Source organism: Stenotrophomonas sp. PA-6-5C, from assembly GCF_021605635.1.
Classification (GTDB): domain Bacteria; phylum Pseudomonadota; class Gammaproteobacteria; order Xanthomonadales; family Xanthomonadaceae; genus Stenotrophomonas; species Stenotrophomonas lactitubi.
On record NZ_WKEE01000050.1, the window covers coordinates 1 to 21,175 of the forward strand.

The following is a 21,175-nucleotide window of genomic DNA, read 5'->3' on the forward strand; positions in this document are numbered from 1 at the left end:
CGAACCCACCCCGCCCGACCTCTGACAGTTTCCGTGTGGCGTCCAGCCACGGAGAAAAAAAAAGAAAATCAAAATCAAAATCAAACGCTGGTCGCTTCGCTCGCATCCACGCATGGCGTGGATCAAGCGTGTCGACCAAGGTCGACACCTACCAACAGCCGCGTGAACCTGTCAGGGGTGGGGCGGTGTCGGATTGCGGGGTGTCCGCGGCATGGATGCCGCGGCCAAGCCCCCAAGGATGGGTTTACGGCGTCCCCGCAACCCGACACCGCCCCGCCCAACAAACAGAAAAGCCAGAGCCGCTTTGGCTCTGGCTTCTGCTGTGGAACTTGACGTTGCCTCTGCGGGTGCCGGGCCGCAGGCCCGGCCGATCAAACCACCGGTTCGCGCAGGACCGGGTTGTCCCAGCCCGGCCGCGGGGCGAAGCGGTCACCGTGACGCTGCTGCAGCGCCTTCAGGCGCTCCACGATGGCATCGGCACCGACCGCACGGATGTGCTGGATCGGACCGCCGCGGAACGGTGCGAAACCGGTACCGAAGATCACGCCCGCATCCAGCAGGTCCGCATCGGCCACCACGCCCTCGTGCAGGCACGCCACTGCCTCGTTCAACAGCGGCAGGATCAGGCGATCTTCCAGATCGGCAGGCGCTTGGTAGTCGCGCGCCACGTCCGGCTTCTTGGCCCGGCCGTTTTCCCAGGTGTAGATGCCCTGGCCATCCTTCTTGCCGCGCTTGTCCGGTTCCACCGCCTGCAGCGCCGCCGGAATCTGCAGGCCCAGGAACGGTGCCAGTTCCTTGCCCACGCCAGCGGCCACGTCCAGGCCCACGGTGTCGATCAGTTCGATCGGGCCCATCGGCATGCCGAACTTCACCGCCGCCTTGTCGATCACCGGCCCCGGAATGCCTTCGGCATACGCGGTAGCGGCTTCCAGCATGTACGGGAACAGCACGCGGTTGACCAGGAAGCCGGGGGTGCCGGCCACCGGCACCGGGAACTTGCCCAGCGCCTTGCAGAAGGCCGCCAGGCGGCGCTCGGTCTCAGGCGCCATGCCGTCATGGTGGATGATCTCCACCAGCGGCATCTGTGCCACCGGATTGAAGTAATGCAGGCCGGCGAACTGCGCCGGACGCTGGATGTGATCGCGCAGTTCCACCAGCGGAATCGACGAAGTGTTGGTGGTCAGCAACGCGTCGAGCTTCATCTTCGGCTCCAGCGTCTGGTACAGCGCACGCTTGGCTTCCGGGTTCTCGATGATCGCTTCGATCACCAGATCGGCCTGCGCCACGCCGTTGCCTTCCAGATCGGCACGCAGGCGCGCGGCGACGGCCGGGCGCTTGCTCTCGTCGCGCACCTTCTTGGCAAACAGCGCCTGCGCGCGTTCCATGGCCGGGTCGATGAAGCGCTGCTCGCGGTCCTGCAGGGTCACGTCGAAGCCCTTGTAGGCCGCCCACGCGGCGATGTCGCCGCCCATCACGCCGGCACCGACCACGTGCACGTGGCGGATGCCGGAATCACCACCGCCCAGGCCCTTCAGGCGTTCGGTGAGGAAGAAGATGCGGATCAGGTTGCGTGCGGTCGGTGTGCTGGCCAGCTTCACCACCGCGCGTCGTTCGGCATCCAGGCGTGCCTGCACCGGCTTGCCGCCGCTGCGCTGCCAGGTGCTGATCAACGCATACGGCGCCGGGTACTGGTCCTTCTTCGCCTTGCGCGCAACCTGCTTGACCATCTGCGGTGCCAGCAGCTGGCGTGCCAGCCAGGTATTGGTCGCCCACGCCGTCGCGCGTTGCTTGAACGGGCGGGTGGTGCCGGACAAGGCCAGCGCCACGGCGGTGTCGAGCACGACGGCCGGTGCCACCACCTTGTCGACCAGGCCGATGCCGCGTGCGGCCGAGGCCGACAGCGTGCGTCCGGTCAGCATCATGTCCATCGCAGCCGGCGCGCCGACCAGCTGCGGCAGGCGCGCGCTGCCACCCCAGCCCGGGAAGATGCCCAGCTGGGTTTCGGGCAGTCCGATGCGGGTGGAACTGTCATTGGACGCGACGCGGTAGCGGCATGCCAGGGCCAGCTCGGTGCCGCCGCCCAGGCAGTGGCCATGGATGGCGGCCACGGTCGGGCAGGGCAGTTCGGCCAGCTTCTGGTAGGTCGACTGGCCACGGCGGATGGCATCGTTGACGGTGCCGCGGCGATCGAATTCCTGGAATTCCTTCAGGTCGGCACCGGCAATGAAGCCTGCCTTCTTGATCGACTGGATCACCACGCCCTTGGGCGGGTCCATGGCGATGCGCTCAAGCAGATCGCCCAGCTCCAGCAGGACATCCTGCGACATTGCGTTGACACTGCTGTCCTGACGATCAAGGGAGAGGACCACCACGCCATCGTCGCGGATCTCGGGGTGCCAGTGGCTGAAGCGGAGACCATCGAAGCTTGAGAGCATGGACGTTCCATCCGGTTGTGTATGGAGAAGGGGGCTATGATCCAGAGGTTGTTTCCCCCGCGTCAAATCCCAATAGCAGGGGTGTAGCGCCCCGGATCGCAGGCCTTGGACCGGAACGTTAACGGAACGGTGGTTAAAAGCTGGTGCGGCGCCAGGTGATCGGCGACTGAACTTTTCCCGGGATTGGCAGTCTCATTGCCCGACGTCGGTTGGGCTGACAGGAGTGCGGCCCCTCATGGCCGATGTTGATACACCACAGGAGCTGGATCTGGAACTGGTCCGGCGCGTGCAGCACGGCGAGAGTGCCGCCTTCGATGTCCTGGTGCGCAAGTACCAGCATCGGGTGGTGGCCCTGGTCGGTCGCTACATCGCCGACTGGAGTGAATGTCAGGACGTGGCCCAGGACACTTTCATCCGTGCCTACCGTGCGATTGGAAGCTTCCGTGGCGACGCCCAGTTCTCAACCTGGTTGCATCGGATCGCCGTGAATACCGCCAAAAATCATCTGGCTTCGCACAATCGCCGCCCGCCGACCGATGACATCGACATCGGTGACGCCGAGCAGTTCGACAGCGGAACACGCCTGCGCGACACCGACACGCCGGAGCGCGAGTTGATGCGCCAGGAACTGGAACAGACGGTGATGAAGGCCGTCAATGCTCTGCCGGAAGAACTCCGGTCAGCGATCACCCTGCGCGAGGTGGAAGGCCTGAGCTACGAGGAAATCGCGCAGAAGATGGGGTGCCCGATCGGCACCGTGCGTTCCCGGATCTTCCGGGCGCGCGAGGCGATCGACACCGAACTCCGGCCGCTGTTGGACATCGGCAGCGCCACCCGCGAGAAGAGCCGTATATGACCCGCATTCCGAACAACGAATCGCACAACCACCAGTCTCCCGCCGGGCAACGCCTGGACGAACGCCATCGCCAGCAGCTGTCGGCGCTGGTCGACGGCGAGCTGGGGGCAGACGAGGCGCGCTTCCTGGTGCGTCGCATGGAACACGATCCGGAACTGGCCGGCTGCCAGGAACGCTGGCAGCTGCTGGGTGACGTCATGCGTGGCCAGGCGTCACTGCTGGCACCGGCCGGTTTCAGTGCCGCCGTGGCTGCCGCCATCGCCGCCGAGCCTGTTCCGCTGGCCGAGCCGAAGCGTCAGGCCCGGCGTAGTGCTTGGCGTGCCTGGGGTGGCGGCGCACTGGCGGCTTCGGTTGCTGCCGTGGCGCTGTTCGTCGGCCGCGAAAAACTGCAGGAGGCGCCGCCCGTCGATGTCTCCGCACCGCAGGTGATCGCCAGCCAGGCGCAGTTGCCGCCGGCATCCGGGCAGCCCGCGGCTGTCACCGAGGCATCGGTGGACACCGCCACGATGGCCGTGGCCAGCGTGCCGGCGGTGGCCATGGCCGCCGCCAGCCGTCGCCAGGACGCGCGCCGCGCCAGCGCCACCCGCAGCCAGCAGGCCGCGCGCGTGGCCCAGCGCGATGACGCACCGCTGCGCGCGGTCGCCAGCCAGGCGCCGCTGACCCCGACCGTGCCGGCCGGTAGCGCGCGCAACCTGCCATTTGGCGAGGTCGGCAGCCTGCAGGCACGGCCGTGGCCGCGCTCCAGCCTGGCGCCCGCCGCCGGTGGCGCCCTCAACGCCAGCTTCCCGGCCCATGCCGGCGGCGCCGCGTTCTATCCGTTCGAGCCGCGCCTGCAGGATGATCTGCCGTCGCCGCAGCGCCCGCGCGACTGAGCCGGGTAACGTCACACGCCCCGCCGTCAGCGGGGCGCTTCTTTCCCTTTCCATCCGACCCGGAGGTTGCCGTCCGATGACTCCCCGACTCCGCACACAGGCCATTGGCCTGTTCGCCCTGACCCTGCCGCTGGTGGCCTGCGCCCAACCGGCGGCGCCGACCGCCCCGCCGCAGGCCGCCGCCGCTGCGGCGCCGCGCGCACCGGCGCAACCGCTGGTCAGCGGTCTGCCGGACTTCACCAATCTGGTGGAACAGGTTGGGCCCGGTGTAGTCAACGTCGACACCACCATCGTCCGCAGCAACCGCCAGGCACGCGGCGGCATGGGCCCGGGTGATGACGAGATGCCCGAGTTCTTCCGCCGCTTCTTCGGCCCGGATTTCCCGATGCCGGGGCAGGGGCCCGGCGGCCAGGACGGCGGCCCCAGCATCAAGGGCCGCGGCATGGGCTCGGGCTTCATCATTTCGCCTGACGGCTACGTGCTGACCAATTACCACGTGGTCGCCGACGCCAGCGAAGTGAAGGTCAAGCTCGGCGATCGTCGCGAGTTCACCGCCAAGGTGATCGGCAGCGACCAGCAGTACGACGTCGCCCTGTTGAAGATCGACGGCAAGAACCTGCCGACCGTGCGCGTGGGGGATTCCAACAGCCTGAAGCCCGGTCAGTGGGTTGTCGCGATCGGCTCACCGTTCGGCCTCGACCACTCGGTTACCGCTGGCGTGGTCAGTGCCCTCGGCCGCAACACCGGCGGGCCGGACCAGCGCTATGTGCCGTTCATCCAGACCGACGTGGCGATCAACCAGGGCAATTCCGGCGGTCCGCTGCTGAATACCCGCGGCGAGGTGGTCGGCATCAACTCGCAGATCTTCTCGGCCTCCGGCGGCTACATGGGCATCAGCTTCGCGATCCCTATCGACCTGGCAATGAGCGCGGTCGAGCAGATCAAGAAGACCGGCAAGGTCACCCGTGGCCAGCTCGGCGCGGTGGTGCAGGAGATCGACGGCCTGAAGGCACAGGCCATGGGCCTGCCCGACAGCCGCGGCGCGCTGGTCAACCAGATCGTGCCGGACAGCGCTGCGGCCAAGGCCGGGGTCAAGATCGGTGACGTGATCCGCACGGTGAACGGTGCGCCGGTCAACAGCTGGTCCGATCTGCCGCCGCTGATCGGTGCGATGGCGCCGGGCAGCCGGGTCACCCTGGGCGTGATCCGCGACGGCAAACCGCGTGACCTGAGCGCGACCCTGACGGCCCTGGCCGAGGATGCGCAGGGCAACGCCCGCAGCCCGTCCGCAGGCAATGACACGGCAGCCCCGCAGACCGGCGCCAATGCCCTGCTGGGGTTGGAGGTTGCCGACCTGACTGCGCCGCAGCGCAAGCAGCTGGGCCTGGAGACGGGCGAAGGCGTCCGCATCACCGCAGTGAAGGGCGAGGGTGCCCGGGATGCCGGCCTGTCCGGCGGCATGGTGATCCTGCAGGTGGCCAGCACCCCGGTCGGCAGCGTGGAAACCCTGAACCGTGCACTTTCCGGGTACAAGAAGGGTGACGTGGTCATGCTGCTGGTCCGTACCGGCAGCGGCAACAGCGCCTTCGTGGCGGTCAAGGCCGGCCCGTAACAACGGATGGCCGCCTTCACGGCGGCCCATGTGGTATCCCCGAAGCCCCGCCCCGGCGGGGCTTCGGCCATTCCGGGGCTTGCCCGGACAGGCCAACCACGCGGTCACCCTCCGGGCATGCGATAATCGACCGTTACCCTGACGACGCCGCGCGCCGCCGCCACCTCTCTATGTCCTCTGATTCGATGCGGAACATCCGCAACTTCTCCATCATCGCCCACGTCGACCACGGCAAGTCCACGCTGGCCGACCGCATCATCCAGCTCTGTGGCGGCCTCCAGGCCCGCGAGATGGAAGCGCAGGTGCTCGATTCCAACCCGATCGAGCGCGAGCGTGGCATCACGATCAAGGCGCAGTCGGTGTCGCTGCCGTACGTGGCGAAGGACGGCCAGACCTACCACCTGAACTTCATCGACACCCCCGGCCACGTTGACTTCTCCTATGAAGTCAGCCGCTCGCTGGCCGCCTGCGAGGGCGCGCTGCTGGTGGTCGATGCAGCCCAGGGCGTGGAAGCGCAGTCGGTGGCCAACTGCTACACCGCGGTGGAGCAGGGGCTGGAAGTGGTGCCGGTGATCAACAAGATCGACCTGCCCACCGCCGATATCGAGCGCGCCAAGGCCGAGATCGAGGCCGTGATCGGCATCGATGCCAGCGACGCGGTCCCGGTCAGTGCCAAGACCGGCCTGAACGTGGTCGACGTGCTGGAAGCGATCGTGCATCGCATTCCGCCGCCGGTGCCGCGTGATACCGACAAGCTGCAGGCGCTGATCATCGACTCGTGGTTCGACAACTACCTGGGCGTGGTCTCGCTGGTGCGCGTGATGCAGGGCGAGATCAAGGCCGGCGACAAGCTGCAGGTGATGTCCACCGGCCGCAACCACCAGGTCGACAACGTCGGCGTGTTCACCCCCAAGCGCAAGGTGCTGCCGGCACTGCGCGCCGGCGAAGTGGGCTGGGTCACCGCCAGCATCAAGGACGTGCACGGCGCGCCCGTCGGTGACACCCTCACCCTCGCTGCCGACCCGGCACCGAAGCCGCTGCCGGGCTTCCAGGAAATGCAGCCGCGCGTGTTCGCCGGCCTGTTCCCGGTTGACGCTGAAGACTACCCGGACCTGCGCGAAGCGCTGGACAAGCTGCGCCTGAACGATGCCGCGCTGCGCTTCGAGCCGGAAAGCTCCGAAGCGATGGGCTTCGGTTTCCGCTGCGGCTTCCTCGGCATGCTGCACATGGAAATCGTGCAGGAACGCCTGGAGCGCGAATACAACCTGGACCTGATCAGCACCGCGCCGACGGTGGTGTATGAAGTCCTGAAGACCGATGGCACGATCATCAACATGGACAACCCGGCCAAGCTGCCGCCGGTGAACCATGTGCAGGAAATCCGCGAGCCGATCATCCGCGCCAACGTGCTCACCCCCGAGGAGTACATCGGCAACATCATCAAGCTGTGCGAAGAAAAGCGTGGCAGCCAGCTCGGCATCAACTACCTGGGCAGCCAGGTGCAGATCAGCTACGAGCTGCCGATGGCCGAAGTGGTGCTGGACTTCTTCGACAAGCTGAAGTCGGTCAGCCGTGGCTATGCCTCGCTGGACTATCACTTCGTGCGCTTCGATGCCGGTCCTTTCGTGCGCGTGGACGTGCTGATCAATGGCGACAAGGTCGATGCGCTGTCGCTGATCGTGCACCGCAGCCATGCCGATCGTCGTGGTCGCGAGCTGTGCGAGAAGATGAAGGACCTGATTCCGCGCCAGCAGTTCGACGTGGCCATCCAGGCGGCCGTCGGCTCGCAGATCATCTCGCGCACCACGGTCAAGGCCATGCGCAAGAACGTTCTGGCCAAGTGCTATGGTGGCGACGTTTCGCGCAAGAAGAAGCTTCTGGAAAAGCAGAAGGAAGGCAAGAAGCGCATGAAGCAGGTCGGCCGCGTGGAAATTCCGCAGGAAGCCTTCCTGGCCGTGCTGCAGATGGACAACAAATAAGCCCCGAAACCGGCCTTCGGGCCGATCGTCCGGTGACGTTGCAAAGGACCCTGAATGAAACTGTTTGAGATCCTCCTGGTCGTGCTGACCCTGGCCTCCGGCCTGATCCTGCTGGCCGACAAGCTGTACCTGGCCAAGCGTCGCGCCCAGCGTGCCGGCCTGCTCGACACCGAGCCGGTGCTGGTGGACTACTCGCGTGCGTTCTTCCCGGTGCTGGCGATCGTGCTGATCGTGCGCAGCTTCATCGCCGAGCCGTACAAGATCCCGTCCAGCTCGATGATGCCGAACCTGCTGATCGGCGATTTCATCCTGGTCAACAAGTTCTCCTATGGTCTGCGCCTGCCGATCACCAATACCCGCTTCGTGCCGGTCGGTGATCCGGCCCGCGGCGACGTGGTGGTGTTCCACTTCCCCGGCCATGGTGACAACGATCCGGCCAAGGGCGAGAACTTCATCAAGCGCGTGATCGGCGTGCCGGGCGACACCATCGTGTTCGAAGGCGACGGCGTGATCCTCAACGGCGAACCGCTGAAGTACGACAACAAGGGCATCTACGCCGGCCATAAGGGCCAGGGCGAGGGCGCCAACCTGTTGGTCGAGCACCTGCCGGGCCGTACCCATACCGTGCTGGAGACCGACTATCCGCGTGGCCAGGGCCAGTGGACCGTGCCGGCCGGCAAGTACCTGGTGATGGGCGACAATCGCGACAACAGCGACGACGGCCGTTTCTGGGGCCTGCTTCCGGAAGAGAACCTGCGCGGCAAGGCGTTCCTGATCTGGCTGAACTGCCAGGGCTGGTTCTGCAAGGATGGCTTCGAACCGTCGCGGATCGGCTCGAGCATCAACTGACTTCACATCCACTCGCGTATCTGGGGAGAACGCAATGAAGACGATGAACACGCAGCGCGGCATGACCCTGACCTCGTTCCTGACGGTCCTGATCGTGGTTGGCTTCTTCCTCTACATCGGCATGAAGCTGTTCCCGATGTACCAGGAGTATTACGCGGTGCGCTCGGCGATGAAGAGCCTGGCCAAGGAACCCGGCATCGGCAGCATGGCGCCGGCCAACATCCAGGACCTGTTCTTCAAGCGGCTGTACATCAACTACTCGGACAACGTGAAGCCGGCCAACGTCAAGTTCGACCGTCGCGACAATGGCTGGACCCTCAAGGTCAACTACGAAGTGCGCCGCCAACTGGTCGGCAACCTGGATGTGGTTGGCAAATTCGATTCTTCCCAGGACCTGACCCGTAGCGGTGCCGAATAAATCTTTCCAACGTGAAGACCTGATCGGTCACACCTTCCGCGATCCAGGCCTGCTCAAGCAGGCGCTGACCCATCGCAGTGCCGGCGCGCCGCATAACGAGCGGCTGGAGTTCCTCGGCGACAGCATCGTCAACATGATGGTCGCCGAGGCGTTGTACCTGCGCTGGCCCAAGGCGGACGAAGGCGCGATGACCCGCGCCCGCGCCGAGCTGGTGCGCGAAGGCGCGCTGGCGGTGATCGCGCGGACCCTGCAGCTGGGTGACCGGCTGACCATGGGGCCTGGCGAAATGAAGTCCGGCGGCCATCGCCGCGACTCGACCCTGGCCGATGCATTCGAGGCCGTGGTTGCGGCGATCTACCTGGATGCCGGCTTTGAAGCCTGCCGGGCGATGGTCCTGCCCTGGTTTGCCGCCTCGATGGAGGCGCTGCCGGCCACCGGGCGACCGGAGAAGGACCCCAAGACCCGCCTGCAGGAATGGCTGCAGGGCCGACAGAAGGCGTTGCCTCAGTACGAACTGGTGTCAGAATCTGGTGACGACCACGCCAAACACTTCCGGGTACGCTGCAACGTAGCCGACCCCGCCGCCAGCACCGAGGGCGAAGGCTCCTCGCGGCGGATTGCCGAACAACAAGCGGCTGCGGCCGTCCTTGAACAACTGGATTCCAAGTGAGCGAACAAACTCCCCATCATTGCGGCAGCGTGGCCGTCATCGGCCGCCCGAACGTGGGCAAATCGACCCTGACCAATGCCTTGGTCGGGGCCAAGGTCAGCATCGTGTCCAACCGGCCGCAGACCACCCGTCACCGCCTGCTGGGCATCGCCACCTACCCGGAAGGGCAGCTGGTGCTGGTCGACACACCTGGTCTGCACAAGGTGCAGAAGCGGGCGATGAACCGGGTCATGAACCGCGCTGCCCGTGGGTCGCTGGAAGGCGTCGACGCCGGCCTGCTGGTGATCGAAGCCGGACGCTGGGACGAAGAGGACAGCCTGGCCTTCAACGTGCTGCGCGACGCCGGTATCCCGGTGGTGCTGGTGGTCAACAAGATCGACCGCATGAAGGACAAGGGCGCGCTGCTGCCGTTCCTGCAGGAAGTGACTGCCGGCCGTGACTTCTCGTCGGTGCATCCGATTTCGGCGCAGAAGCGCAACGGCCTGGAAGCCCTGGTCCGTGATGTGCTGGCGCTGTTGCCGGAAGCCCCGCCGATGTTCGGCGAAGACGAAATCACCGACCGCAGCCAGCGCTTCCTGGCTGGCGAACTGGTGCGTGAACAGCTGATGCGCCAGTTGGGCGAAGAGCTGCCGTACGCCACCACGGTGGAGATCGAGCGCTTCACCGAGGACGGCAACCTGCTGCGCATCGGTGCGGTGATCTGGGTCGAGCGCGAAGGCCAGAAGGCGATCGTGATCGGCAAGGGCGGCACCCGCCTGAAGGAGATCGGGGCCAAGTCCCGCCTGCAGATGGAGCGTCTGTTCGGGGCCAAGGTGTTCCTGGAAACCTGGGTGCGCGTGCGTGAGGGCTGGTCCGATGACGAGGCCGCGCTGAAGGCCTTCGGCTACGAATAAGCCGCGACGGTCGCTTCGATGCTGATCGAGGACGACACCGGCTTCGTGCTGCATGCGCGGGCCTATCGCGAGACCAGCCTGCTGGTCGAGGTATTGAGCGCCGAGCACGGCCGGATCGGCCTGCTCGCGCGTGGTGTTTCCACAGCCAAGGGCCAGGTGCTGCGAGCGGCCCTGCAGCCCCTGCAGTGGATCCGCTTCAGCGCGCTGCAACGTGGCGAACTGGCCCAGCTGCGCGGTGCTGAAGCGTTGGATGTGGCGCCGCGCCTGCTCGGCCAGGCCATGCTGGCCGGGTTCTATTTGAGTGAACTGACCCTGCGCCTGGCGCCGCGCCAGGATCCGCTGCCGGAGTTGTACCTGGCCTACGGCGAAGCGCGTGCGCGCCTGGCCGTGGGTGCCGGACTGGCCTGGACCCTGCGCCGGTTCGAACGCGAGCTGCTGGCGGCGCTGGGCGTGGGCTTCGATCTGGAGACCGCCAGCGATGGCCAGCCGATCGACCCCGCGGCGCGCTATGAACTGGACCCGCAGGAAGGACCGCAGCGCCTGCTCAGCGAGCGCGGCGGCGAGCGTCGTGCAGCGGCTACCGGCTCAGCACTGTTGGCGCTGGCAGCCGACGATGAGCCGGACGCCGCCGATCTGGCCAGCCTGCGCCTGCCGATGCGGCGGGTGCTGGCTCATCACCTTGGCGCACGCGGCCTGAAATCGTGGGAGATGCTGGAGCAGCTGGCACCAAGGCGCTGAGGGTGGGTGCCCGGCAGGGCTGCGCCCTGCACCCGCAGAGGCCGGAGCAACGGCAACGGCAACGGCAAAAGCCGGCATTCCGTGGGATGGCAGGGTGGGTCCGGTTGCGGGGGACGCCGTGAATCCATCCATGGAGGCTTGGGCGCGCCATCCATGGCGCTTACACCCCCGCAACCGGACCCACCCCGCCTTCGACAGATTCCCGCGATCTGTCGGAATGTCATGGCCTGTTCTTGGTGGGTGTCGACCTTGGTCGACACGTAGATCCACGCCATGCGTGGATGCTCTTCGTTCAATTGTCGAAATATTCGATTTCGATGGAGATTCATCCACGCATGGCGTGGATCTACCAGCTACCGGGAAACTGTCGATACGGCGATCAAGCCCGCGTGGATGGGGTCACGGCGTCGACAGTTTTCTGCTGCTGTTGGTAGGTGTCGACCTTGGTCGACACGTAGATCCACGCCATGCGTGGATGCTCTTCGTTCAATTTTCGAAATGTTCGATTCCGATGGAGATATCCACGCATGGCGTGGATCTACCAGCATTCGGGGAATTGTCGAAGGCGGGGCACTGTGGGCTTGCGGGGTGTGAGCCGCATGGATGCGGCGACCAAGCCCCCATGGATGGGTTCACGGCGGCCCCGCAAACCCACAGTGCCCCGCCATCCCGCAGGAAGCCGCTTTGGCTTTGGCCGTTGCTCCGTCCGTTGCCTCTGCAGGTGCCGGGCGCAGCCCGGCCGAACCCCTCAGTGCAGCAGTGCCGCTACGGCGGCGCGGAACCCCGCCTGTGCCTGCCCCGATTCGGGCATGTGATGCAGCTGCCGCACCGCGCGCGCGAGTCGCGCTGCACCCACGAACCCGCAGCTGGCCTGCAACCGGTGCAGCTGGCTGCGCAGTTGGCGTTCGTCATGCTGGTCCACGGCCTGTTCGACCGCGTCGCGCACGCCCGGCAGTTCGGCCAGGAACAGTTCGCGCAGGGCGATCAGGTGGTTGCGCTGGCCATTGAGCGCAGCCAGGGCGGCCGTTTCGTCCCAGTCCTCCAACGCCAGCTCGACCGCTGCTGGCGGCGCCGTGGAACCGCCGGGGCTGTTGACCAGCGCACGACGGACCGCCTTCAGCAGCTGGTCGCGGCCCAGCGGCTTGACCAGGGTGTCGCTGAAGCCGGCCTCACGCAGGCGTGCGTGAATGGCAGCATCGCCGTCGGCGGTATGCGCCAGCGCCGGGGTGTCCGGGTGCGAGCGGCGCAGCTGGTGCAACAGCTGGGCACCATTGCCATCGGGCAGGTTGACGTCGATCAGCCACAGATCGTGGGCACCGGGCTCGGCGCGCGCCAAGGCGCTGGCCAGTGAGTCGGCGGTATCCACATCCGCTGGTAACGTTTCCAACGCCGCTTTGAAAAAACCACGGCTGATGATGTCGTCCTCGACAAGCAGGAAGCGGGGTCGACTGGCCCGCGGGGTCATCTGCATCAGGGCTGCCTCCATGTCAGCTGGGGTCAATCATCAAGCACGGCGGCGGCGGGCGCAAGCGGCCAGCGGCCCCGCCGGTCAGGATCTGCGACAATACGGCCCCACTTTTGCCCGCAGCCTGTTGCCACGTGGCCCGATCCCGCTCCCGCATCGACCGTACTCCCTTCCAGACCGAGATCCTCGACCTCAGCCATGATGGTCGCGGTGTTGCCCGCCGTGAAGGCGAGGGCGGCAAGGTCACCTTCATCAGCGGCGCCCTGCCGGGCGAAGTGGTGATGGCCGAACAGACCGCCCGCAGCCGCCACTTCGATGAGGCGCGCACGGTCGAAGTGCTTCAGGCCTCTCCGCAGCGGGTGACCCCCAAGTGCCCGCATTTCGGCACCTGCGCCGGCTGCGTGCTGCAGCACCTGGATGAAGACCAGCAGATCGTCGCCAAGCAGCGCGTGCTGATGGACAACCTGGAGCGCATCGGCCATGTGAAGCCGGGCACCGTGTTGCCGCCGCTGGTCGGCGACAGCTGGGGCTACCGCCGCAAGGGCCGGTTCTCGGTGCGCCGGGTCGAGAAGAAGGACAAGACCCTGGTCGGCTTCCGCGAGCAGGACCCGCGCTTCGTCGCGGACCTGCAGCAGTGCCTGACCGTGATCCCGGAAATCGGCACCAAGGTGGAGGTGCTGTCGACCTTCATCGAATCCCTGGACGGCAAGCGCGACATCCCGCAGATCGAGTTCATCGCCGGTGACCAGGCCGTGGTGCTGACCGTGCGCCACCTGCAGCCGCTGAGTGACGCTGATCGCGCTGCCTGGGCGGCCTTTGGCCAGCAGCAGGGCTTTGTCATCTACCTGCAGTCGGGTGGCGTGGACACCGTGCAGCCGCTGGACGGGCAGGGCGTGGCGCTGTCGTTCCGGCTGGCGCCGTGGGATGTCGAACTGGCGTTCCGTCCGCTGGATTTCATCCAGGTCAATGCCAAGCTCAACGAGAAGATGATCGCCCACGCGCTGGACCTGCTTGAGCCGGGTGCCGACGAGCGCGTGCTGGACCTGTTCTGTGGCCTGGGCAACTTCACCCTGCCGCTGGCGCGCAAGGTGCGCGAAGTGGTGGGCGTGGAAGGCGATGCCGGGCTGGTGGCGCGTGCGCGTGAGAACGCCGAGCGCAACGGGCTGGCCAACGCGCAATTCTACAGCGCCGACCTCACCCAGGACCAGCGCAGCACGGCGTGGATGCGCCAGGGCTTTGACAAGCTGCTGCTGGATCCGCCGCGTTCGGGCGCCATCGAAGTGCTGCAGCAGCTGCCGTTGAAGCAGTTCAAGCGCATCGTCTACGTCAGCTGCCATCCGGGCTCGCTGGCCCGCGATGCCGGTTATCTGGTCAACGAACAGGGCTTCACCCTGGTCAGCGCCGGTGCGATGGACATGTTCCCGCATACCGCGCACGTGGAAAGCATCGCGGTGTTCGAAAAGCGTTGATGAATGCAGCGCCGGGGTCTACCCGGCGCCTGCCTTGCTGCCTGCACGCAGGCAACGCTGTCAGTCGGCCGGGGCGTTCTGCCACTGACCGTCCACGCGCACGAAGGCCATGGACTGCTCACCGTGCTCGTTGCCATCGCCCGCGCGCACCGTGCATTCGATGACGGCCCTGTCGCTGGCGACGTCGCAACTCCTCACGTCCTGCACCTGCAGGGTGCCGGCCGCCTGCTCGTATCGCGCGCGCAGGGCGGGGTCGGCCTGCTGCTGCGCCTGTACGGCGATCCGTTCCCGCAGCAGGGCCTGCACCCGATCCTTCGGCGGCGCCGGAACCGGGACATCGCGCTGGTCAGGCAGGGTCCACACGCCGCCCACCAGTGCCAGCCGCAGCAGCTGCGGTCGCGAATCGATGCCTGCGCTGGCGGTGGCGATGCAATCGACGGCGTCGCCGGCCTCGGCGGCTGCGCAGCTGTCCAGGGCCTGCAGGCGGGGCCGGAAGGTCTCGGCAACCAGGCGGCTGCTGTCGCTGGCGGGACGATCGGCAATGGCCTGATCGAACATCCGGTCCATCGCGGCCTGTGCCTGCTGTAGCGATGGCATCGCCGTTGATGCGGCATTGGTGGTCACACACGGCAGTAGTGCCGACAGGGCAAGGCAGCGGCGAAGACGACGGGAAAGTGTCATGAGCGACCATTCCTTGGTTGGGGACCGCGCAGTGTAGTCGTGCCTGTCGCCGCGCCGATAGGCAGCGTCTGGCGTGAGCCGCATACTGTGCCCATGGGCATTGAAATCGAACGCAAATTCCTCGTCACCCATGATGGGTGGCGCACCGCCGCGCACCGGGTCATTCCGATGGCACAGGGCTATATCAACGATCTGGGCGCGCTCGACCGGGGCACCCAGAACGCCTCGGTGCGGGTCCGCATCGAAGGCGAGAAGGCCGCACTGAACCTGAAGTCGCGAACGCTGGGCCATACCCGGCAGGAGTTCGACTATCCGATCCCGGTGCAGGATGCGCGCGACCTGCTGGCGCTGTGCGTCGGCGGCCTGATCGACAAGCGCCGGCATCTGGTCGAGTACGCCGGCCTGACCTGGGAAGTGGACGAGTTCCTTGGCGACAACGCCGGCCTGGTGGTCGCCGAAGTCGAGCTCGACAGCGCCGACCAGGCCATCGACCTGCCGGACTGGATCGGCGCCGAAGTGACCGACGACGCGCGCTACTACAATGTGGCGTTGGCCAATAATCCCTATTCACAGTGGTGAAGTAGAGGGGCGTCTTGATCCCAGCTGCGCAGAAAGCGACTTAATTCCCTCCGTCCCCTTTTTTCGGGGCAAGCAGGCCACATGTCGCAGGGATGAGAATCGACATCTACTCCGACGTGGTCTGCCCCTGGTGCTGGATCGGCAAGCATCGCTTCCAGCAGGGTGTGCAGTTGCTGGGCGCCGACGCGCCCGAACTCGAGATCCACTGGCAGCCGTTCCAGCTCGATCCGGATGCGGACGCCACCCCGGTGCCGCTGCGCGAGGCCTATGAGCGCAAGTTCGGCGGTGCCGAGCGCACCGAGCAGATTCTTGGCCAGACCCAGACCACCGCGCGGGCCGAGGGCCTGCCGATGGACTTCAGCCAGGGCCAGGTGCGGGTAACCACGCTGCCGGCGCATCGCCTGCTGTGGCTGGCTGGACAGCACGGCGTGCAGGAGGCGGTCGGCGAGGCGCTGTTCCGCGCCCATTTCGAGCATGGGCGGAATCTGGCCGACCCGGCGGTGCTGGTCGAGGCCGGTGCCGCGGGTGGTCTGGCTGCAGATGAGATCCAGCAGATGCTGGCCGGCGATCGTGGCCTGGCCGAAGTGGAAGCGGGCCTGGCGCAGGCCCATGCGCTGGGTATCTCCTCGGTGCCCACCTTCGTCATCGACGGTCGCTGGGCGGTTTCCGGCGCCCAGCCGCCGGAAGCCTTCGCCAACGCGCTGCGCCAGATTGCCGCCGAGCAGGCGGCGGGGCAGGGCGTGCAGGGTGCCCCGGATGGCAGCGACGACGCCTGCGGCGCGGACGGTTGCAAGGTCTGACCGGACCGCAACAGGGGACGGAGGGGATCAAGTCGTATTCGGCACCAGTGGGCCGATTGCGCGTTAATCCCCTCCGTCCCCTTTTTTGACCACTGCGCCTGTTGGCCGGTTCTGCGACAATGCGGCACTGCGCCATGCGGGCGCCCGTTGTGGAGATCGACCATGCTGCTGATCGGCGTTGCCGGTACTGAACTGACCGCCCAGGAACGTGACTGGCTGCAGCACGATGCTGTGGCCGGGGTGGTGCTGTTCAAGCGCAACTTCGCTTCGCGGCAGCAGGTGACCGAACTGTCGGCGGCGATCCGCGCTGCCGCACCGCGCCCGCAGTTGATCTGCGTGGACCAGGAAGGGGGGCGCGTGCAGCGCTTCCGCGAGGGCTTCAGCGAGCTGCCGCCGCTGCAGGACATTGGTGTCCAGTACGCCAGGGACCCCGACGCTGCGCTGGCACTTGCCGAGCAGCACGCCTGGCTGATGGCCAGTGAAGTGCGTGCCAGCGGCGTGGACCTGAGCTTCGCGCCGGTGGTCGACCTTGGCCGTGGCAATCGCGCCATCGGCAACCGCGCCTTCAGTGAAGACCCGCAGGTCGTGGCCGCGTTCACCGCCGCCTATGTGCGTGGCATGCACGCGGTCGGCATGGCCGCCACCCTCAAGCATTTCCCCGGCCATGGCACCGTGCTGGAAGACACCCATGTGGACACCGCGATCGATCCGCGCGCGCTGGATGAACTGCGCGCACAGGATCTGGTCCCGTTCGCGGCCGGTATCGCCGCCGGCGCCGATGCAGTGATGATGGCGCACGTGATCTATCCGCAGGTCGCGCCGGAACCCGCTGGCTACTCGCCGCGCTGGATCCAGCAGATCCTGCGTGACGAGCTCGGCTTCCGCGGCGTGGTGTTCTCCGATGACATCGGCATGGCTGCCTCGCACAGCGCCGGTGGCGTTCCGGCGCGCGTGCACGCGCATCTGGATGCCGGCTGCGATGTGGTGCTGGTCTGCCACCCGGAACTGGTCGATGAAGCCCTGCACGCGGTGCAGGGACGCTCCCTCAATACCGCTGCGCTGCTGGGCCTGCTCGGCCGCGGCGCGCTTGGCTGGGATGGCCTGCTGGCCGATGCCCGCCATGGCGACACCCAATCCCGTCTGCTTCAAACCCTTGGAAGAACCGTCTGATGCCGAACCTCACCATTTCCCAGGCCCTGGCCCAAGCTGACCTGCTGGTCGATCGTCCCACCATCGACAAGGCCATTGCCGGCATCGCCGACGCCATCGCGCGCGATTACCAGGGCGAGGTGCCGCTGTTCCTGTCGATCATGCATGGTGCGCTGCCGTTCGCAGGCCAGCTGGCACTGGAACTGGGCGCGCGTGGCCAGGACGTGCAGTTCGATTACCTGCACGCCACCCGTTACCGCGGCGAGACCACCGGCGGCGACCTGGTGTGGAAGCACAAGCCGGCCACCGCGCTGTTCGGTCGCCGCGTGCTGCTGGTCGACGACATCCTCGACGAGGGTTACACCCTGCAGGGTGTGCGCACCTGGTGCCTGGAGCAGGGCGCGACCGACGTGCGCATTGCCGCGATGACCGTGAAGAAGCACGATCGCGCGCTGCCGGACGTCACCGCCGACTACGCCGGCATCGAACTGCCGGATCGCTACGTGTTCGGTTTCGGCATGGACGTCAACGAAACCCTGCGCTGCGTGCCGGCCATCTACGCGATGAAGGAATAACAACGCGGCCGCCTGCGGCCCGCGTTTCCTGCCGCCGGCATCCTCGGGTGCCGGCGTTCTTTTTTCTCTGGAGTGCTTTTCATGCAACAGATCGCCCTGGCCGTGATTGGCGGCACCGGTGTCTACAACCTGGCCAAGCTTGACGACGTGCAGACCCACGAAGTCTCGACCCGTTTCGGACAGCCGTCCGGCCCGGTGCGGGTCGGGACATTGCTCGGTCATCGCGTGGCTTTCCTGGCGCGCCATGGTGAAGGTCATTCGCTGCCGCCGCACAAGATCAACTACCGCGCCAACCTGGCCGCGCTGCAGCAGATCGGCGCACAACGGGTGTTGGCACTGAATACCGTGGGCGGCATCAGTGACGATTTCGGTCCGCGCGTGCTGGCCTGTCCGGATCAGGTAATCGATTACACCTGGGGCCGGATCAGCACGATCTGCGAAGAAGAAGGCACCGACGTGGTGCACGTCGACTTCGGCCATCCGTACACGCCGATGCTGCGCAGCAAGATCCTGGCGGCGGCGAAGGTGACCGGTGTGAAGGTCCACGATGGCGGTTGCTACGGCGCAACGCAGGGCCCGCGGCTGGAAACCATCGCCGAAATCGCACGCATGCGCCGCGATGGCTGCGACCTGGTGGGCATGACCGGCATGCCCGAAGCGGCGCTGGCACGCGAGCTGGGGCTGGATTATGCCTGCCTGGCGATCGTTGCCAACTGGGCCGCCGGGTGCGGTGACGGCGAGGAAATCACCATGGCCGAAGTACTGGCCAATGTGCAGGCCGCCAGCAACGGACTTCCGGAACTGGTCGGCGAATTGGCGCGGGGGTGATTGTCTTCGCGTAACAAGCTTTGCATACTCAGCTTGTGCGCGGGTTCAGCGTACACCACCCATTCATTGCATAAGGTCACGCATCACCATGCCGAACGGTACCGTCAAGTGGTTCAACGACGCCAAGGGATTTGGCTTCATCTCGCCGGAGGACGGCAGCGCCGACGTCTTCGCGCACTTCTCCGCGATCAACTCCAAGGGCTTCCGCAGTCTGCAGGAAGGCCAGAAGGTCACCTACGACGTGACCCAGGGCCCGAAGGGCGCCCAGGCCTCGAACATCGTTCCGGCCGAGTGATCCACTCGATAGTGCGTTGAGAACCCCGCTTCGGCGGGGTTTTTTTTGCGGGCCGTGAACGTGAAGATGCTTTTGCGGCGGGAGCGCCTGTCCTTGCGTGCGAATGTCCCCCGGCGCCGGCCTGCGGCCATCGCCTCCTCCTTTACTTCGCACGCAATGACAGGCATTCGCAGGAGGGCTGGCAGTGGTGGCGGAGCCCGATGCAAATCTGCTCGGAAGAGGAGGCGGTCGATGTACCACCCCTGCGCCGATGGCACAATGCGGGCATGACGGAACGACTGCGCATCGCCGTAATTGGATACGGCACCGCTGGCCAGGCATTGGCCATCCTGCTCACCCGTGATGGCCACGAGGTGGAGATCTTCGAACGCGTGCCGACGCCAGGGCCGGTGGGCGCAGGGTTCCTGTTGCAGCCCAGCGGACTGCAGGTGTTGTGGCAGATGGGCCTGCTCGATGCCGTGCGTGGCTACGCCATGCCGGTGCGCCGGCTGTATGGCGATACCCCGTGCGAACGCGCGGTGATGGACATGGGCTATGACGGCCTGGATGCGCGCCTGCATGGCCTGGGCATGCAGCGGGGCGCGTTGTTCTCGGTGCTGGACCAGGCGCGTGAAGGCGCCGGCGAGCTGCATGTGGGTACGACCATCGTCGAGGTCGACCACCAGCAGGGGCGGCTGCGCGACAGCGACGGCCGCACGCACGGACCGTTCGATCTGGTGGTTGCCGCCGACGGCGCTGCGTCCACGCTGCGCAACGCTATCGACGGTGGCGCGGCGCTGGACCGGGTGTACCCGTGGGGCGCCCTGTGGTGCCTGTTGCCGGCCGAAGACTGGCCGCACATGCAGCAGCTGCGGCAGCGCTACGTCGCCGCGCGCAAGATGATCGGCCTGCTGCCGGTGGGTACCCGGCCGGGTGACGATACGCCTCGCCTGAGCTTCTTCTGGAGCCTGCCGCGCGCGGATTTCGAACGCTGGCAGGGCGACGGCATGGCGCCCTGGCTGGAAGAACTGCATGCGCTGTGGCCACAGGCGGGCGCGCGCTTCGCCCATCTGCAGGACGCCGGGCAACTGGCGCGGGCGGTGTACCGCGATGCCGTGATGAAGCGTTGGCATCAGGGCCGGCTGGTACTGGTCGGTGATGCTGCACATGCGATGAGCCCGCAGCTGGGGCAGGGCGTGAACATGGCGCTGTTGGATGCGTTGGCACTGCGCGACGCGTTGCGCACCCATGGTGGCGGTGAACCGGCATTGCAGGCCTACCAGGCGCAACGGCGCGCGCATGTAGCGGTCTATCAGCGCTGGAGCCGCTGGCTGACGCCGCTGTTCCAGTCCGATCGCGATGCGTGGGCGAAGGCGCGCGACGTGCTGCTGGGGCCGATGGGACGACTGCCTGGCGGGCGCGGGCACATGCTGCGCGTGCTCAGCGGTACCCAGCACGGGTGGCTGGGCGCGTTGCCGCTCGATCCTGCATTCATCGACGCGCTGGCCGCCGCGCCCTCGGCCGCACAGAGCGTGGCAATTCCGGCCATCGCGTGAATCTTTCGTCACGTCGATTAACGATTACCTCACCCCGTATATGCGACAAGAGATGAGCACGCGGCAGCCGCGTCGCCCGTTTTCCTTTTCGTGATCGATCATCGCGTGGCCCGGGTGGCATCGCCGTCGCTGCCTGCTGCGGCCCGGATGTGCCGCACGATGCACGAGGAGGACGCCATGTTGTTCGCGGTCGACAAGCTGGAATCGGAAATCTGCAAGCTGCGCGGTCTGCTGCGGATGCTGCACGAGGACCAGCCCGACGTACTGGAAGATGTGTTCGAGTTCCATGTCGGCAGTTTGATCAGCCACGCATCACCGGAAAGCCACGACCATATCCGCGCCTGCGCCCACGAGATGCTGGTGGCGATACAGGCACTGCCGCGCCACGCCGACAAGGCAACGCCGGATTTCAGCCTGATGCCCGGGATCGTCGCGCGCCCGTCGTAATGCAGGGCAGGCCTCGACGCAGGCCTCGAC

The 21,175-nt window shown here is 66.5% G+C and carries 21 protein-coding genes; 18 read left to right on the plus strand and 3 right to left on the minus strand.

All coding sequences use genetic code 11. The annotated features are described in order from the left end of the window. Nucleotides 1–371 precede the first annotated feature (371 nt). Nucleotides 372–2,435, minus strand: a complete 2,064-nt coding sequence (locus GIW57_RS18595; RefSeq protein WP_236512323.1) for a 3-hydroxyacyl-CoA dehydrogenase NAD-binding domain-containing protein — start codon at nucleotides 2,433–2,435, stop codon at nucleotides 372–374. A 235-nt stretch (nucleotides 2,436–2,670) separates the two neighbouring features. Here GIW57_RS18595 and rpoE point away from each other — a divergent pair, with 235 nt between their 5' ends. From rpoE to recO, 9 genes are all read left to right on the plus strand, one after another. After that, complete coding sequence (gene rpoE / locus GIW57_RS18600; RefSeq protein WP_025877103.1) at nucleotides 2,671–3,291, plus strand: RNA polymerase sigma factor RpoE; 621 nt, start codon at nucleotides 2,671–2,673, stop codon at nucleotides 3,289–3,291. Continuing rightward, nucleotides 3,288–4,163 (plus strand): sigma-E factor negative regulatory protein, encoded by an 876-nt coding sequence (locus GIW57_RS18605; protein WP_236512324.1) that lies wholly within the window; start codon nucleotides 3,288–3,290, stop codon nucleotides 4,161–4,163. Before rpoE ends, GIW57_RS18605 begins: the two co-directional genes overlap by 4 nt. 76 nt (nucleotides 4,164–4,239) lie before the next feature. After that, nucleotides 4,240–5,775 carry a DegQ family serine endoprotease gene (locus tag GIW57_RS18610; RefSeq protein ID WP_236512325.1) on the plus strand — a complete coding sequence of 512 codons (1,536 nt, stop codon included), beginning with the start codon at nucleotides 4,240–4,242 and terminating at the stop codon, nucleotides 5,773–5,775. 185 nt (nucleotides 5,776–5,960) lie between these two features. Beyond that, the gene (gene lepA, locus GIW57_RS18615) at nucleotides 5,961–7,754 is read left to right on the plus strand and encodes a translation elongation factor 4 (RefSeq protein WP_162291979.1); all 1,794 of its coding nucleotides are present in this window, start codon (nucleotides 5,961–5,963) and stop codon (nucleotides 7,752–7,754) included. A gap of 54 nt (nucleotides 7,755–7,808) precedes the next feature. Beyond that, nucleotides 7,809–8,603, plus strand: coding sequence for a signal peptidase I (gene lepB / locus GIW57_RS18620; protein WP_059064781.1), 795 nt, complete (start codon nucleotides 7,809–7,811; stop codon nucleotides 8,601–8,603). 34 nt (nucleotides 8,604–8,637) lie between these two features. Then, nucleotides 8,638–9,021, plus strand: a complete 384-nt coding sequence (locus GIW57_RS18625; RefSeq protein ID WP_089236423.1) for a DUF4845 domain-containing protein — start codon at nucleotides 8,638–8,640, stop codon at nucleotides 9,019–9,021. Continuing rightward, nucleotides 9,011–9,691: a ribonuclease III gene (gene rnc / locus GIW57_RS18630; RefSeq protein ID WP_236512326.1), complete on the plus strand. Its 681-nt coding sequence runs from the start codon at nucleotides 9,011–9,013 to the stop codon at nucleotides 9,689–9,691. Before GIW57_RS18625 ends, rnc begins: the two co-directional genes overlap by 11 nt. Next, nucleotides 9,688–10,584: a GTPase Era gene (gene era / locus GIW57_RS18635; RefSeq protein ID WP_025877117.1), complete on the plus strand. Its 897-nt coding sequence runs from the start codon at nucleotides 9,688–9,690 to the stop codon at nucleotides 10,582–10,584. The genes rnc and era overlap by 4 nt, the downstream gene beginning before the upstream one ends. 18 nt (nucleotides 10,585–10,602) lie before the next feature. Further along, nucleotides 10,603–11,322 carry a DNA repair protein RecO gene (gene recO / locus GIW57_RS18640; protein WP_099818937.1) on the plus strand — a complete coding sequence of 240 codons (720 nt, stop codon included), beginning with the start codon at nucleotides 10,603–10,605 and terminating at the stop codon, nucleotides 11,320–11,322. Between the two features lie 748 nt (nucleotides 11,323–12,070). On the opposite strand, the gene GIW57_RS18645 is transcribed toward recO, so the two are convergent. After that, the gene (locus tag GIW57_RS18645; protein ID WP_236512327.1) at nucleotides 12,071–12,793 is read right to left on the minus strand and encodes a response regulator; all 723 of its coding nucleotides are present in this window, start codon (nucleotides 12,791–12,793) and stop codon (nucleotides 12,071–12,073) included. Nucleotides 12,794–12,921: 128 nt separating this feature from the next. Here GIW57_RS18645 and rlmD point away from each other — a divergent pair, with 128 nt between their 5' ends. Next, nucleotides 12,922–14,256, plus strand: coding sequence for a 23S rRNA (uracil(1939)-C(5))-methyltransferase RlmD (rlmD, locus tag GIW57_RS18650; protein ID WP_236512328.1), 1,335 nt, complete (start codon nucleotides 12,922–12,924; stop codon nucleotides 14,254–14,256). A gap of 60 nt (nucleotides 14,257–14,316) precedes the next feature. On the opposite strand, the gene GIW57_RS18655 is transcribed toward rlmD, so the two are convergent. Next, entirely contained in the window at nucleotides 14,317–14,937 is a 621-nt protein-coding gene (locus GIW57_RS18655; RefSeq protein ID WP_236512329.1) for a hypothetical protein, read from the minus strand. Nucleotides 14,938–15,030: 93 nt separating this feature from the next. On the opposite strand from GIW57_RS18655, the gene GIW57_RS18660 reads away from it, so the two are divergent. From GIW57_RS18660 to GIW57_RS18695, 8 genes are all read left to right on the plus strand, one after another. Next, nucleotides 15,031–15,516: a CYTH domain-containing protein gene (locus tag GIW57_RS18660; protein WP_100461406.1), complete on the plus strand. Its 486-nt coding sequence runs from the start codon at nucleotides 15,031–15,033 to the stop codon at nucleotides 15,514–15,516. A 92-nt stretch (nucleotides 15,517–15,608) separates the two neighbouring features. Next, entirely contained in the window at nucleotides 15,609–16,316 is a 708-nt protein-coding gene (locus GIW57_RS18665) for a DsbA family oxidoreductase (RefSeq protein WP_236512330.1), read from the plus strand. A gap of 162 nt (nucleotides 16,317–16,478) precedes the next feature. Further along, complete coding sequence (gene nagZ, locus GIW57_RS18670; protein WP_100461396.1) at nucleotides 16,479–17,486, plus strand: beta-N-acetylhexosaminidase; 1,008 nt, start codon at nucleotides 16,479–16,481, stop codon at nucleotides 17,484–17,486. Beyond that, nucleotides 17,486–18,040, plus strand: coding sequence for a hypoxanthine-guanine phosphoribosyltransferase (locus tag GIW57_RS18675; protein WP_025879180.1), 555 nt, complete (start codon nucleotides 17,486–17,488; stop codon nucleotides 18,038–18,040). The genes nagZ and GIW57_RS18675 overlap by 1 nt, the downstream gene beginning before the upstream one ends. A gap of 81 nt (nucleotides 18,041–18,121) precedes the next feature. Continuing rightward, the gene (locus GIW57_RS18680) at nucleotides 18,122–18,868 is read left to right on the plus strand and encodes an S-methyl-5'-thioinosine phosphorylase (RefSeq protein ID WP_100461392.1); all 747 of its coding nucleotides are present in this window, start codon (nucleotides 18,122–18,124) and stop codon (nucleotides 18,866–18,868) included. A gap of 88 nt (nucleotides 18,869–18,956) precedes the next feature. Continuing rightward, nucleotides 18,957–19,163, plus strand: a complete 207-nt coding sequence (locus GIW57_RS18685; RefSeq protein ID WP_019183439.1) for a cold-shock protein — start codon at nucleotides 18,957–18,959, stop codon at nucleotides 19,161–19,163. 266 nt (nucleotides 19,164–19,429) lie between these two features. Then, on the plus strand, nucleotides 19,430–20,698 hold the full coding sequence (locus tag GIW57_RS18690; RefSeq protein ID WP_236512331.1) for an NAD(P)/FAD-dependent oxidoreductase: 1,269 nt from the start codon (nucleotides 19,430–19,432) through the stop codon (nucleotides 20,696–20,698). 177 nt (nucleotides 20,699–20,875) lie between these two features. Further along, nucleotides 20,876–21,145, plus strand: a complete 270-nt coding sequence (locus GIW57_RS18695; protein WP_236512333.1) for a hypothetical protein — start codon at nucleotides 20,876–20,878, stop codon at nucleotides 21,143–21,145. The last annotated feature ends 30 nt before the right edge of the window (nucleotides 21,146–21,175 follow it).